This is a genomic window from Azospirillum sp. HJ39 (assembly GCF_041507355.1).
GTDB classification, from domain to species: Bacteria; Pseudomonadota; Alphaproteobacteria; order Azospirillales; family Azospirillaceae; genus Azospirillum; species Azospirillum thiophilum.
This window is the reverse complement of the sequence record NZ_CP167910.1, coordinates 15816-28785: the sequence shown is the minus strand read 5'-3', so window position 1 is coordinate 28785 and position 12970 is coordinate 15816. Positions and strand designations below refer to the sequence as shown.

General features: G+C 70.4%; 13 protein-coding genes. 12 read left to right on the top strand and 1 reads right to left on the bottom strand.

Features of this window, described 5'->3' with window-relative positions:
* The first annotated feature begins 27 nt into the window (after positions 1-27).
* The 10 genes from ABMY26_RS10785 to ABMY26_RS10740 all read left to right on the top strand — a co-directional run bounded on the left by ABMY26_RS10785 (position 28) and on the right by ABMY26_RS10740 (position 9875).
* Complete coding sequence (locus ABMY26_RS10785; RefSeq protein WP_372396239.1) at positions 28-1257, top strand: ABC transporter substrate-binding protein; 1230 nt, start codon at positions 28-30, stop codon at positions 1255-1257.
* Between the two features lie 288 nt (positions 1258-1545).
* Positions 1546-2832 carry an alanine racemase gene (locus ABMY26_RS10780; protein WP_372396238.1) on the top strand — a complete coding sequence of 429 codons (1287 nt, stop codon included), beginning with the start codon at positions 1546-1548 and terminating at the stop codon, positions 2830-2832.
* Between the two features lie 21 nt (positions 2833-2853).
* Positions 2854-3522 carry an amino acid ABC transporter permease gene (locus ABMY26_RS10775; RefSeq protein WP_372396236.1) on the top strand — a complete coding sequence of 223 codons (669 nt, stop codon included), beginning with the start codon at positions 2854-2856 and terminating at the stop codon, positions 3520-3522.
* A 14-nt stretch (positions 3523-3536) separates the two neighbouring features.
* Positions 3537-4187 (top strand): amino acid ABC transporter permease, encoded by a 651-nt coding sequence (locus ABMY26_RS10770; protein WP_045585144.1) that lies wholly within the window; start codon positions 3537-3539, stop codon positions 4185-4187.
* On the top strand, positions 4174-4902 hold the full coding sequence (locus ABMY26_RS10765) for an amino acid ABC transporter ATP-binding protein (protein ID WP_372396235.1): 729 nt from the start codon (positions 4174-4176) through the stop codon (positions 4900-4902). Before ABMY26_RS10770 ends, ABMY26_RS10765 begins: the two co-directional genes overlap by 14 nt.
* Positions 4903-4985: 83 nt before the next feature.
* Positions 4986-5786, top strand: a complete 801-nt coding sequence (locus tag ABMY26_RS10760; RefSeq protein WP_372396234.1) for a transporter substrate-binding domain-containing protein — start codon at positions 4986-4988, stop codon at positions 5784-5786.
* Positions 5787-5834: 48 nt separating this feature from the next.
* On the top strand, positions 5835-6179 hold the full coding sequence (locus ABMY26_RS10755; protein ID WP_045585141.1) for a RidA family protein: 345 nt from the start codon (positions 5835-5837) through the stop codon (positions 6177-6179).
* 80 nt (positions 6180-6259) lie between these two features.
* Entirely contained in the window at positions 6260-7294 is a 1035-nt protein-coding gene (locus ABMY26_RS10750; RefSeq protein WP_372396233.1) for a succinylglutamate desuccinylase/aspartoacylase family protein, read from the top strand.
* 56 nt (positions 7295-7350) lie between these two features.
* Positions 7351-8478 carry a LacI family DNA-binding transcriptional regulator gene (locus ABMY26_RS10745; protein WP_372396232.1) on the top strand — a complete coding sequence of 376 codons (1128 nt, stop codon included), beginning with the start codon at positions 7351-7353 and terminating at the stop codon, positions 8476-8478.
* Positions 8479-8567: 89 nt separating this feature from the next.
* Positions 8568-9875, top strand: a complete 1308-nt coding sequence (locus tag ABMY26_RS10740; RefSeq protein WP_372396231.1) for an alpha-glucosidase/alpha-galactosidase — start codon at positions 8568-8570, stop codon at positions 9873-9875.
* Between the two features lie 3 nt (positions 9876-9878).
* On the opposite strand, the gene ABMY26_RS10735 is transcribed toward ABMY26_RS10740, so the two are convergent.
* The gene (locus ABMY26_RS10735; RefSeq protein WP_372396230.1) at positions 9879-11030 is read right to left on the bottom strand and encodes an MFS transporter; all 1152 of its coding nucleotides are present in this window, start codon (positions 11028-11030) and stop codon (positions 9879-9881) included.
* Positions 11031-11246: 216 nt separating this feature from the next.
* Between ABMY26_RS10735 and ABMY26_RS10730 the strand changes: the two genes are divergently transcribed.
* Together ABMY26_RS10730 and ABMY26_RS10725 are read left to right on the top strand one after the other, a co-directional pair.
* A complete protein-coding gene (locus tag ABMY26_RS10730) occupies positions 11247-12071 on the top strand; it encodes an alpha/beta fold hydrolase (protein WP_372396229.1) in 825 nt (274 codons plus the stop codon).
* A 52-nt stretch (positions 12072-12123) separates the two neighbouring features.
* Positions 12124-12954 (top strand): helix-turn-helix domain-containing protein, encoded by an 831-nt coding sequence (locus tag ABMY26_RS10725; RefSeq protein WP_372396228.1) that lies wholly within the window; start codon positions 12124-12126, stop codon positions 12952-12954.
* The last annotated feature ends 16 nt before the right edge of the window (positions 12955-12970 follow it).

The window sequence follows — 12970 nt, the reverse complement described above, 5'->3', positions numbered from 1 at the left end:
AAAGAAAGACATAAGGGGAGGAAGGGTATGTTGAAGACCGTGAACACGCTGGCCGGCACGGCCGCGGCGAGCCTCGTCGCCCTGCTGATCGGCGCGGCGCCGGCATCGGCCGAGATCGCGTCCCACCGGGTGAAGCTGGGGGTGCTGACCGACATGAGCGGTTTCGCCTCCGACAGCACCGGCCGGGGATCGGTGGTGGCGGCGGAGCTGGCGGCGGAGGATTTCGCCAAGGAGTTGCCCGGCGTCACCATCGAGGTCATCCACGCCGACCACCAGAACAAGCCCGACATCGGTGCCGCCACTGCGCGCCGCTGGCTGGACCAGGACAATGTCGACGCGATCCTGGACGTGCCCTTCTCGTCGGTGGCGCTGGCGGTCAACGAGGTGACGCGCAAGTCCAAGGCGGTGTTCATCGCGTCCGGTCCCGGCACCACCGAGCTGACCGGGCCGAAATGCTCGCCCAACACCGTCCAGTGGACCTACGACACCTGGGCGCTCGCCAACGGCACGGCGCGGGCGGTGACGGAGGCCGGGGGCAAGCGCTGGTTCTTCCTGACCGCCGACTACGCCTTCGGCCACGCGCTGGAGCGCGACGCCTCGGCGGTGGTCAAGGCGCTGGGCGGCTCCATCGTCGGCAGCGTCCGCCATCCGCCCAACGCGTCGGACTTCTCGTCCTACCTGTTGCAGGCGCAGGGCAGCGGCGCCCAGATCATCGGGCTCGCCAACGCGGTCGGCGACACCATCGGCTCGGTCAAGCAGGCGACCGAATTCGGCATCACCGGCGGCGGCCAGCGTCTGGCCGCGCTGCTGATGCAGCTGAGCGACGTCGCCGCCGTCGGGCTGAAGGACGCGCAGGGGCTGTACCTGACCGAAGCCTTCTATTGGGACCTGAACCCCGGCACCCGCGCCTTCGCCGACCGCTTCGCCGCCCGGATGGACGGGCGCCGCCCCACCGGCAACCAGGCCGGCGTCTATGCCGGCGCGCTGCATTACCTGAAGGCGGTCAAGGCGGCCGACAGCACCGACGGCACGGTCGTCGCCGCCAAGATGCGCGACCTGCCGACCGACGATCCGCTGTTCGGCAAGGGCAGCGTCCGGGTCGACGGCCGGGCCATCCACGACATGCTGTTCTTCGAGGTCAAGAAGCCCGAAGAGTCGAAGGGCCCCTGGGACTTCTACAAGCTGGTCAGGACCATCCCCGGCCCCGACGCCTTCCGCCCGCTGTCCGAGGGCGGTTGCCCGCTGGTCGGCAAGTGATGGTGGGGAAGTGATGGCGCTCTCTTCGGGCTCCGCCCATGAATGGGCGGGTCCGGAGGCCCGGCGAAACGAGTGAGTCCATAGGCCCGACGGGGAGGAAGCCGGAGCATCGCTCCGGCTTTTTGCGTTCCGGGGCGTTGCGGGCGCCTGGACAGGCCGCGGCAGGGTGGAATTTCATCCAACTGCAATGACAACGTTGTCATTTGCAAAAAGGACCGTTATGGTAACGTTGTCATTCGGCGTTCCCGTCGTCGCTCCACCCCGTTCCGCTGATCAGGATTTCCCCTCATGAGCAATTTTCTCGACGCGCTGCTCGACAGCAGTTTGGATGACGGCATCCGGGGAGTGCCGCCGGGGACCGCGCCGTTTCCGCTGCGCGAGGTCGGCGCCATGGGCTGGCGTCCGGCGGCGGGCACCATGGCGCTGCCGGTGCTGACGCTCGACGAGGACGCCTTCGCCGCCAACCGCGACCTGATCTTCGCCTATGCGCGCCGCCATGGCGTGGCGCTGGCCCCGCATGCCAAGACGCCGATGGCGCCGCAGATCGCGGCCGGCCTGGTGGAGTCCGGCGCCTGGGGCGCCACCGTCGCCAACCTGCAGCAGGCGGCAGTCCTGCTGCGCGCCGGCGTGACCCGGCTGATCCTCGCCAACGAGATCGGCGGCCGGTCCAGCGGCGAGCGGCTGGGCGCGCTGCTCGCCGTCCATCCCGCGGCCGACCTGCGCGCCTTCGCCGATTCCCCCGCCGCCGTCGAGACGCTCGCCGCCGCGGCGCGCGTCGCTGGCCGGCCGCTGTCCGTCCTGGTCGAGGTCGGGGTGGGCCGCGGCGGCGCCCGCGACCGGGCGGCGGTGGACGCGATCCTTGCCGCGGTCCACCGGCATCGCGGCCTGCTGGTCCTCGACGGCGTCGCCACCTACGAGGGGGCCGCCGCCACCTCCGACCCGGCCGCGACCGCCGCCAGCATCGCCGCCCTGCTGCAGCGCACGGCGGAGGCCTTCGCGGCGGTACGCGCGCTGGAGCCGGAACGGCCGCTGCTGCTCACCGCCGGCGGCTCCGCCTTCTTCGACATGGTGGTCGACGGTCTGGCGCCGGTCGCCGCGGCCGACGGCAACGCCACGCTGGTGCTGCGCAGCGGCGCCATCTTCTTCCATGACCACGGCGTCTATGAACGCGCGCTCGGCGCGCTCGATGCCCGTGGGGGATTTGCCTGCGGCGGTGCGGCGGCGGGCGACTTCCGCCCGGCCCTGCGCCTGTGGGCGGAGGTGCTGAGCCGGCCGGAACCGGGCCTCGCCATCTGCGGCTTCGGCATGCGGGACGCCTCCTTCGACCAGGATTTGCCGCTGCCGTTGCGGGTCCACCGCGACGGCGCGGCGCTCTCCGCCGACGGCCTGCGCGTGACCCGGCTGAACGACCAGCACGCCTTCGTCGCCGTGCCGGACGGTCTGGATCTGGCTGTCGGCGACATCGTCGAGTTCGGCATCTCCCATCCCTGCACCTGCATCGACCGCTGGCGGGTGCTGTTCGGCCTCGACGCCGGGGGCCGGGTCCGCACCGCCTACCGCACCTTCTTCGGCTGACCCAGGGCGGCCCGATACCCCATGCAGACCTTGAATTTCCAACAGCTCTGGCGCTACCAGGACCAGCTGATCGACGGCACGCTGCACACGCTGCTGCTGACCCTGGTCGCGGCGGCGATCGGCACCGCCATCGGCGTCACCTGCGCGGCGGCGTCGCGCGGCGGGCCGCGCCCGGTGCGCTGGGCGATCCGCGGCTATGTCGAGCTGATCCGCAACACGCCGTCGCTGATCCAGCTGTTCGTGGTCTTCTTCGTGCTGCCCGGCTTCGGGCTGCGGATGGACGCCTTCGAGGCGGCGGCGATCGCGCTCGGCCTCTATTTCGGCGCCTACTGCACCGAGATCGTCCGCGCCGGGCTGGAGTCCATCCCCGGCAGCCAGGTCGAGGCCGGCCAGTGCCTGGGGCTCTCGCGCTGGCAGGTGTTCCGCCACATCGTGCTGCCGCCCGCCCTGCGCAGCGTCTATCCCGCCTTCACCAGCCAGTTCGTCCTGCTGCTGCTCGGCACCTCGCTCGCCTCGCAGATCTCGGCGGAGGAGCTGTTCCACACCGGCGGCTTCATCGAGACGCGCACCTACCGCAGCTTCGAGGTCTATGCCGTGATCTGCGGCATCTACTTCGCCCTGGTGATGATCTTCAAACTGCTGTTCGCCGCGGTGGGGCATCTCGCCTTCCGCTGGCCGGTACGGCGCTGACGGAGACGCCGGCCATGCGTTCCTTCTCCCTCGCCGACTTCCTGTCGCTGTTCAGCGCCCTGCAATGGACGGCGGTCCTCGTCGTCATCGCGCTCGCCTTCGGCGGTCCGCTGGCGCTGGGCCTCGCCCTGATGCGGACCAGCGCGAGCCGGGCCCTGCGCTGGATCGCCATCGGCTTCCTCCAGCTGGTCCAGGGCGTCCCGCTGCTCGGCCTGCTGATGTTCTTCTATTTCGGCATGCCGGTCTTCCTCGGCGTCGAGATCTCGCCGCTGGTCGCGGTCGGCATCGCCATGACGGTCTACACCGCCTCCTTCCTCGGCGAGATCTGGCGCGGCGGCATCGAGGCGGTGAAGCACGAGCAGTGGGAGGCCGCCGCCTGCCTCGGCCTGTCGGGCTGGCACCAGTTCCGCTACGTCATCGCGCCGCAGGCCTTCCGCATGGCGCTGCCGCCGACCGTCGGCTTCCTCGTCCAGCTGATCAAGGGTACCTCGCTCGCCTCCATCGTCGGCTTCGTCGAACTCGCCCGCGCCGGCCAGCTGGTCAGTGCCGCCACCTTCCAGCCCCTGCTGGTCTATTCGATCGTCGCGGCGATCTATTTCGCCGCCTGCCTGCCGCTCACCCTGTGGGCGCGTTCCCTGGAGGCCCGTCTGAATGGCGCTCGTTGACATCCGAAACGTTACCAAGAGCTATGGGTCCACCCAGGTGCTCAAAGGGGTGTCGCTCGACATCGAAGAGGGCGAGATCGTCACCATCATCGGCAAGTCGGGCTCCGGCAAATCGACCCTGCTGCGCTGCATCAACGCGCTGGAGCGGGTCGACGGCGGCGAGATCACGGTCGCAGGCCAGCCGGTGCGCACCGACATGCCGAACCTGCGCGGCTTCCGCCAGCGCGTCGGCATCGTCTTCCAGGCCTTCAACCTGTTCCCGCACCTGACGGTGGAGCGCAACATCACGCTGGCGCCGGTCCTCAACAAGCGGATCGCCAAGGCGGAGGGGAGGGCGCTGGCGCTCGACGTGCTGGCCCGCGTCGGGCTGGCCGACAAGATCGACGCCTATCCGGCCCAGCTCTCCGGCGGGCAGCAGCAGCGCGTCGCCATCGCCCGCTGCCTCGCCATGGGGCCGCAGCTGATGCTGTTCGACGAGGTGACCTCCGCCCTCGACCCGGAACTGGTCGGCGAGGTGCTGAAGGTGATGGAGGACATGGCGCGCCAGGGCATGACCATGGTGCTCGTCACCCACGAGATGGGCTTCGCCCGCAACGTCGCCTCCAAGATCGTCTTCATGCACCAGGGCCGCGTCTGGGAGGAGGGGCCGCCGGCCGAACTCTTCGCCAATCCGCGCACGCCCGAACTGCAGAGCTTCATCGCCTCCGTGCGCTGATCCCGCCCCGGTCCTCAACACCGATTCCCAACACCGGCCCACTCCAAGGGCCGGACCACGACCTGAACAGAGGAGCAATGCCCGTGAGACTCTTCCGGACCCTGGCCGCCGCCCTGGCGGTCTGCGCCGCCGTCGCCCTGCCGGCCGCCCTGTCCTCCACCGCGAAGGCGGATGCGCTGCAGAACGTGCTGTCCGCCGGCAAGCTGCGCGTCGGCGTGCTGATGGATGCCGCCCCCTGGGGCTTCAAGGACGCCAAGGGCGAGGCCGCCGGGCTCGACATCGATCTGGCCAAGCTGCTGGCCGCCGACATGGGCGTGAAGCTGGAGCTGGTCCAGGTGACCGGTGCCAACCGCATCCCCAGCCTGCTCGCCAACAAGGTGGACGTGCTGGTCGCCGCCGCCGGGGCGACGCCGGAGCGCGCCCAGCAGGTGACCTTCACCCAGCCCTATGCCGCGGTCAATCTCGGCGTCTACGGACCGAAGTCGATGGCGACCGCCGCCGATACGGACGGGCTGAAGGGCCGCAGCATCGGCGTCGCCAAGGGCTCCACCCTCGACATCTGGCTGACCGACAACGCTCCCGGCGCCAAGCTGGTGCGGTTCGAGGACACCCCCGGCGCCATCGCCGCCTATCTGGCCGGCCAGGTCGAAACCTTCGCCGAGAACAGCGCCATCGCGCTGAAGGTCGCGGAGGACAATCCCGGCAAGGACGTCGAGCTGAAGTTCCTGATCCGCCAGTCACCGGCCCATGTGGTCCTGCGCCACGGCGAGCAGGACCTGCGCGACTGGATCAACACCTTCCTGTTCTACAACCGCCTGAACGGCAAGCTGGGCGCCCTTCAGATGAAGTGGTTCAAGGAAAAGCAGACGCTTCCCCAGATGTGACGCCGCAGACGTGACGTCACGATCCAGTATCCGAGAAAGGTCTTTTCGATGATCACGAGGTTCCAGGTCGGTTCGCGCATGAGCCAGGCCGTCGTCTGCCACGGCATGGTCCACATCGCGGGCCAGGTCGCCAACAACCGGACCGGCTCCATCCAGGAGCAGACCCGGGACGTGCTGGCCAAGATCGACGCCCTGCTGGAAGAGGCCGGGACCGACAAGTCCAAGCTGGTCGCCGTCAACGTCTTCCTGCCGCACATCACCGACTTCGACGCCATGAACGAGGTCTACGACGCCTGGATCGATCCGGCCAACCCGCCGGCCCGCGCCTGCACCGAGGCGCGGCTGGCCGATCCGGACCTGCGCGTCGAGATGACGGCGCTCGCCGCCCTGTAACCGGGCTCATCCGGCGGATCGGAGACGGCGTCCGGGCAGCCGCCGCTGCCCGGACGTCCCTTCGCTAGAAGGTTTTTGGAATGCACACTGGCCTCTACCACGCGCTCGATTTCGCCGCCGACGGCAAGTCGCTGGATTTCCTCAGCATCCCCTTTTCGGTGGACCGCTCCCCCTACTATCAGGTGAAGGTCCCGGTCTGCCGCGTGCGCAACGGGACGGGGCCGCGCGTGCTGCTGATGGCGGGCAACCACGGCGACGAGTATGAGGGCGAGCTGCTGCTGGGCCGGCTGTTCCGCCGGCTCGACCCGGCCCGCATCCGCGGCGAGGTGACGATCCTGCCCGCCGCCAACGCCCCGGCGGTGATGGCGGCGCGGCGCCGGTCGCCGCTGGACGAGGGCAACCTCAACCGCGCCTTCCCCGGCGACCCCGCCGGTTCGCCCACCTTCCGGCTGGCGCATTTCCTGGAGCACGAGCTGTTCCCGCGCCACGACGTGGTGTTCGACATCCATTCCGGCGGCACCTCCATGGCGCACTTGCCCTGCGCCCTGATCGAGCGGCAGGGCACCCCGGACCGGCTCGGCCGCGCGCTGGAGCTGATGCGGTCGCTGGGCATGCCCTACGGCTTCGTGGCGGAGAACGGTGCCACGGCGCCGACCTCGATGGCGGCGGCCGCGCGGGCCGGCGTCATCGGCATCAGCGGCGAGTTCGGCGGCGGCGGCACAGTGACGCCGGAGACGATGGCCTACACCGCGCGTGCGATCGACAACCTGCTGATCGCCGTCGGGTTGACCGATGCGCCGGTTCTCTCGGTTGCCGCGCCCGCTCCGGCACCGATGCAGCTGCTGCAGCTTGACAGCCACCGGCAGGCGATCTACGCGCTGCGGCGCGGCTGGTTCGAGCCGGCGGTCGATGTCGGGGCGCGGGTCGCCGCCGGCGACCTCGCCGGATGGTTCCACGACCTGACGCGGCTCGACCTTCCGGAGGAGGAGCTGCGCTTCCAGGAGGCGGGCATCGTCATCTCGCGGCGCCTGCACAGCGACAGCGAGGCCGGCGACTGCCTGATCCAGGTGGCGCGTCCGGTGGAGGAGGCGGGCATCCTGGCGCGCGCGGCGTGACGGGTGGCGGTTCGGCCTGGGGTTCGGCCGGGGGTTCGGATGGGGAGGCGGGCGGCATGAGTGACACCGGTGCGGCGAAGCGTCCGCCGACCATCGACGACGTCCTCCGCCTCCGGGCGGCGAAGCCGGAGCCTGCGGCAGCAGACGGCCCATCAGGCGACGGCCCGGCCGGGGAGGATGCTGTCGGCGAGGGAGCGGCCCCGCCGCGCATCGTCGAGATCGCCCGGCTCGCCGGGGTTTCGCCGATCACCGTCTCGCGCGCCCTGCGCCAGCCGGAGAAGGTGGCCGAGGCCAAGCGCCGCCGGATCCTGGAGATCGTGGAGCGCACCGGCTACGCCACCAACCCCCATGCCCGCGCGCTGAGGTCGGGCCAGTCGAACATCGTCGCCGCCTTCGTCTCCAACCTCCAGAGCGAGCAGTTCTGCCTCGCCGTGCAGGGTTGCGGCGAGGTGCTGGAGCCGCAGGGCTACCAGCTGATGATCGGGCAGACCTCCTACTCCTATGCCAAGGAGACGACGATGATCCAGTCGCTGCGCGAGATGCGCCCGGCGGCGGTCATGTTCACCGGCGTCATCGAGATCGAGGAGAACCGGCGGGCGCTGCGGGCGCTCGGGATCCCGATCATGGAAACCTGGGCCTATCCCCGCGACCCGATCGACATGCTGGTCGGCTTCTCGAACATCGACAGCGGCCGCATGGCGGCCGAGCATTTCGCCGCGCGCGGCCATCGCCGGGTCGCCTTCATCGGCCGCCGCAGCGGACGCGGCGCCCTTCGCCTCACCGGCTTCCGCGAGGGCGCGCGGGCGGCCGGGCTCGACATCGTCGCCGAACTGTCGGTCGACGGGGTCAGCAGCATGGTGGACGGCCGCCGGGCACTCGGCGACCTGCTGTCCCGCAACGCTCAGGTCCAGGCGGTGTTCTGCGCCAACGACCTGCTGGCGACCGGGGCGCTGCTGGAAGCGCGCCGGCTCGGCCTGCGGCTGCCCGACGACATCGCCATCCTGGGATTCGGCCACAACGACATCGCCGATGAACTGCCACCCGGCCTGACCACCATCGGGATCGACAGCCGCGATCTCGGCCGCCAGGCCGGATCGATGATCCTGCAGCGGATGCGCGGCGGGATGCCGTCGGAGCCGATCCGCGCCGTGGAGCTGACGCTGGCCCGGCGCGGCAGCAGTTGAGGCCGCCGCCACTGGTCGGCCCTGCACGAACGGCGTAGCCTGTTCCTCAAGGGCGGCGTTCAGCCGCCATGTTCTGGAGGAACCGCACCATGCCGAACACCACCAAGATCGTGTTCATCGGCGCCGGCAGCGCCGCCTTCGGCCTCAGCCTGTTCCAGGACCTGTTCTCCTCCGCCGATCTGGCCGGCAGCACCCTGACGCTGGTCGACACCGACCGCGACGCGCTCGACCGCATGGCGGCGCTGGCCGGGGTGATGAACCGCCAGGGCGGCAATGAGGGCGGCGGCGGAATCGGGGCCGGCATCGTCATCGAGACGACGACCGACCGCAAGGCCGCGCTCCAGGGCGCCGGCTTCGTGCTGTGCGCCGTCGCCATCGAGCGCAACCGGCTGTGGAAGCTGGATTTCGAGGTGCCGCGGAAGCACGGCGTCCACCACACGCTGGGCGAGAATGGCGGGCCGGGCGGGCTGTTCTTCACGCTGCGCACCCTGCCGCTGATCGTCGACATCGCCCGCGACGTCGAGGCGATCTGCCCGGACGCGCTGTTCATCAACCTGTCCAACCCGGAAAGCCGCATCGTGCTGGGGCTGTCGCGCTGCACGGGCGTGCGGACGCTGGGGATGTGCCACGGCATCTTCCTGGCGCGCTGGTTCATCTGCCAGATCCTGGGCATGGCGGAGAAGGAGGTGGATGTCTGGGGCGCCGGGCTGAACCATTTCCAATGGCTGACCGCGATCCGCGAGAAGGCGACGGGGCGCGACCTCTACCCGCTGCTGCGCGAGAGGGAGGCGGCGCACGACCCGTCCTTCACTCCGCTGGCCCGGCGGCTGTTCCATGCCTTCGGCCTGTGGGTGACGCCCAGCGACGACCACACCGGCGAATTCCTGCCCTATGGCTGGGAGGCCGGGGAGCACGGCTTCGATTTCAAACATGACGAGGAGGGGCGCGTCATCCTGCGCGACCTGATGGACGGCGTCATCGACGGCAGCCGGCCGCTTCCCGACGATTGGACCCGGCCGTCCTGGGGCGAGCGCGCGGTGGCGGTGATCGACGGCATGCTGCACAACCGCAAGCGCTTCATCGAATCCGGCATCGTCATCAACCGCGGCGTCGTTCCCGGCCTGCCCGACGAGCTGGCGGTGGAGGTGCCGCTGGTGGCGGATGCGGCCGGCGTCCATCCCGTCTCGCTCGGCCGGCTGCCCGACGGCATCCTCAAGCTGCTGACGGTGCAGGCGGGCGTGCAGCAATTGTCGGTGGAGGCGGCGCTGCACGGCTCGAAGGAGCTGGCCCTGCAGGCGCTGCTGATCGACCCGGTGATCACCTCCAGCACCGCCGCCGCCGCCATCCTGGACGAGCTGTGGGAGGCGAACCGGCCCTATATCAGGTCGTGCCTGTGATCGTCAGGCCTGTTCCCGCCGGATCAGCCGGGCCGAGGCGAAGCCCAGCCCGGCGGTGAGCAGGCCGACGCCGAGGAACAGCGGGGCGAAGCCGGTGTGGATGGCGACATAGCCGTACAGCACCGGCCCGATCCCCTGGCCGATGAAGAAGCTCGACGCGAACAGGGCCAGCGCCGATCCGCGGGCGGCGGGCGCCAGCTCCGTCGCCTGGGTCTGCATGGTGTTGTGCAGCATGTAGAAGCCGAAGCCGGCGACCAGGAAGGCGAGGCTCACCACCGGCCAGGGCACCGGGAAGGCGATGACCAGATAGGACAGTCCGGCGGCCAGCCCGCCCGCCTTCATCATGCCCCACTGGCCGAGCGAGGCGATCAGCCGCCGCACCACCGCGCTGTAGACGACGCCGCCGATGGCGAAGGCGGCGATGGTCAGCCCAGCCTGGAAGGCGCCGGCCGCGCCATGCTCGATCAGCACCGGCGCGACGAAGGGGAAGATGCCGAAGATCAGCAGCCCTTCGGCCGCGACGGTGGCGAAGACGATCAGCGAGGCCGGGTTGGTCAGCACCGTCGCGTAGTTCCGCTGCGCTCCCGCCACCGACAGCGGCGAGCGCGTCTCCACTTCGCGCGCCAGCCCGATCAGCGCCGCGGCGCAGATCAGCGCGGTCAGGCCGGCGGACAGGCCGAACACCGTGCGCCAGCCGAAGGTCTCGGCCAGCGCGCCCGACACCGCGGACCCCGACATCTGCCCCAGGATCACCGCCAGCAGGAAGCGGCTGATGGCGATCTGGCGCTCCTCATAGGGCACGCGGTCGCCGATCAGCGCCATCGATGCCGGGATGATGCCGCCGGCGAAGGCGCCGGCCAGGATGCGGCCGGCCATCACCGTGCCGTAGGTCGGGGCGATGGTGGACAGCACCAGCCCGACCGTCAGCACCGCCAGCGCCAGCCGGACCAGCCGCGACTTGCCGATGGCGTCGCCGACCGGCCCGAGCACGACCTGCATCAGCGCATAGGGCAGCGTGTAGGCCGACGCCAGCAGCGCCGCCTGCTGCACCGTCACCCCGAGATCGTCGGCGATCAGCGTCAGCATCGGATCGGTGGTGCGCAGGGAGAAGGCGCTGGCGAAGCCCGCCAGCCCGAGAAGGAAGATGAGACGCATGGATGGCCCGAACGGCAACGGTGACGGTTCAGGACCTTAACCGGATTGGACGCGCCCGTACCGCGGTGTGGCGGTGATGGCTGTCATGCGCACGATGCGGGGGCTGTGGCGCGGGAACGGGGACGGGGCGATCGTTACCCGCAAGGTAATCGATTCACGCCCTGCAGCCGGGCGATCGTGGGGGACCAGGATTCCACCGGACAAGGAGACCGTATCATGGGCGTCATCCGCACCGACGACGGCGTGGAGCTGTTCTACCGCGACTGGGCCGCCGAAGAGGGGAAGGGCGGGGGCCGGCCCGTCCTCTTTGTATCGAGCTGGTCGCTGACCTCGGACGCCTGGGCCTACCAGATGCTCCCGCTGTCGATGCAGGGCTGCCGCTGCGTCGCCTTCGACCGCCGGGGCCATGGCCGGTCGGCGGAATCGCCGTCGGGCTACGGCTTCGACCGGCTGGCCGACGACATCGCCGCCCTGCTGGAGGCGCTGGATCTGCGCGGCGTCACGCTGGTCGGCCATTCGATGGCGACCGGGGAGATCTTGCGGTATCTGACCCGGCACGGAGCCGGCCGGGTTGCCGGCGTGGTGATGGTGGGGACGATCACCCCGTTGCTGGCGAGGACCGCCGACAACCCCGGCGGCGTCGACCCGGCGGCCTTCGAGGCCTTCCGGACGGAGAATCTGCTGCGCGACTTCCCCAAATGGCTGGGCGACAATGTCGGGCCCTTCCTGGACGAGCGGACCTCGGCGGAGACGAAGGGCTGGATCGCCGGCATGGCACTGAACTCCTCGCTGAAGGCCCTGCTGGACTGCCACCGTGCCATCGCCTCGGCCGATTTCAGCCGCGAGCTGCCGGGGATCGCCGTGCCGACGCTGGTGGTCCATGGCGACCGCGACGTGACCACGCCGCTGGATCTGGCCCGCCGCACGGTTGCGCTGATGCCGAACGCCACCCTGTCGCTGTACGAGGATGCCCCGCACGGCCTGTTCCTTACCCACCGCGACCGTTTCAACGCGGAATTGCTGGCCTTCGTCCTGGGATAGCGGCAGATCATGGCCGTTCGCCCAACCCGGAAGACAGCGTCGGAGCCTCCCCATGCCTGCCATTCCCTCCAACCACGGCCGGCTTCCGGCGGGGCAGCCGGTCGGCGCGCTGCTGCGGTCCTGGCGCCTCCGCCGCGGCCTCAGCCAGCTCGATCTGGCCTGCGAGGCGGACATCTCGACCCGCCATGTCAGCTTCCTGGAAACCGGACGGTCGCAGCCGAGCCGCGGCATGCTGATCCATCTCGCCGAAAGGCTGGACGTGCCGCTGCGCGACCGCAACGCCCTGCTGGTCGCCGCCGGCTTCGCCCCGCTCTACAGCGAGCACGGGCTGGACAGCCCGGCGATGCGGGCGGCGCGCAAGGCGGTCGAGCTCGTGCTGACCGGCCACGAGCCTTTCCCGGCGCTGGCCGTCGACCGTCATTGGACCCTGGTGGCGGCCAACCGGGCGGTGGCGCCCCTGCTGGACGGGGTGGCGGCGGAGCTGCTGGCCCCTCCGGTGAATGTCCTGCGGCTCAGCCTGCATCCCGGCGGGCTGGCGGGACGCATCGGCAACTGGGCGCAGTGGCGCGCGCATGTCCTGTCCCGGCTGACCCGCCAGATCGACGGCAGCGCCGACCCGGTGCTGGCGGCGCTGCGCGACGAATTGCAGGGCTATCCCACCCCGGCCGGCGATGACGATGGGGGCGGCGGCGACGAGGACGGCCATCATCCCGACGTGGTGGTTCCGCTGCGCCTGCGCAGCGCTGCCGGCATGCTCAGCCTGTTCGGCACGACCACCGTGTTCGGCACCGCCGTCGACATCACGCTGTCGGAACTGGCGATCGAGGCCTTCTTCCCCGCCGATGCCGAAACGGCGGACCGGCTCCGCCGGGCGCTTGCCTGAACGGAGCCGGCTCCCC

What these genes read in the sequence shown, in the direction of transcription:
- ABMY26_RS10785 (WP_372396239.1), top strand. Translation starts at nt 28, where the DNA reads ATGTTGAAGACCGTGAACACGCTGGCCGGCACGGCCGCGGCGAGCCTC.
- ABMY26_RS10740 (WP_372396231.1), top strand. Translation starts at nt 8,568, where the DNA reads ATGCCGAACACCACCAAGATCGTGTTCATCGGCGCCGGCAGCGCCGCC.
- ABMY26_RS10725 (WP_372396228.1), top strand. Translation starts at nt 12,124, where the DNA reads ATGCCTGCCATTCCCTCCAACCACGGCCGGCTTCCGGCGGGGCAGCCG.
- ABMY26_RS10750 (WP_372396233.1), top strand. Translation starts at nt 6,260, where the DNA reads ATGCACACTGGCCTCTACCACGCGCTCGATTTCGCCGCCGACGGCAAG.
- ABMY26_RS10745 (WP_372396232.1), top strand. Translation starts at nt 7,351, where the DNA reads ATGAGTGACACCGGTGCGGCGAAGCGTCCGCCGACCATCGACGACGTC.
- ABMY26_RS10775 (WP_372396236.1), top strand. Translation starts at nt 2,854, where the DNA reads ATGCAGACCTTGAATTTCCAACAGCTCTGGCGCTACCAGGACCAGCTG.
- ABMY26_RS10755 (WP_045585141.1), top strand. Translation starts at nt 5,835, where the DNA reads ATGATCACGAGGTTCCAGGTCGGTTCGCGCATGAGCCAGGCCGTCGTC.
- ABMY26_RS10770 (WP_045585144.1), top strand. Translation starts at nt 3,537, where the DNA reads ATGCGTTCCTTCTCCCTCGCCGACTTCCTGTCGCTGTTCAGCGCCCTG.
- ABMY26_RS10735 (WP_372396230.1), bottom strand. Translation starts at nt 11,030, where the DNA reads ATGCGTCTCATCTTCCTTCTCGGGCTGGCGGGCTTCGCCAGCGCCTTC.
- ABMY26_RS10780 (WP_372396238.1), top strand. Translation starts at nt 1,546, where the DNA reads ATGAGCAATTTTCTCGACGCGCTGCTCGACAGCAGTTTGGATGACGGC.
- ABMY26_RS10765 (WP_372396235.1), top strand. Translation starts at nt 4,174, where the DNA reads ATGGCGCTCGTTGACATCCGAAACGTTACCAAGAGCTATGGGTCCACC.
- ABMY26_RS10730 (WP_372396229.1), top strand. Translation starts at nt 11,247, where the DNA reads ATGGGCGTCATCCGCACCGACGACGGCGTGGAGCTGTTCTACCGCGAC.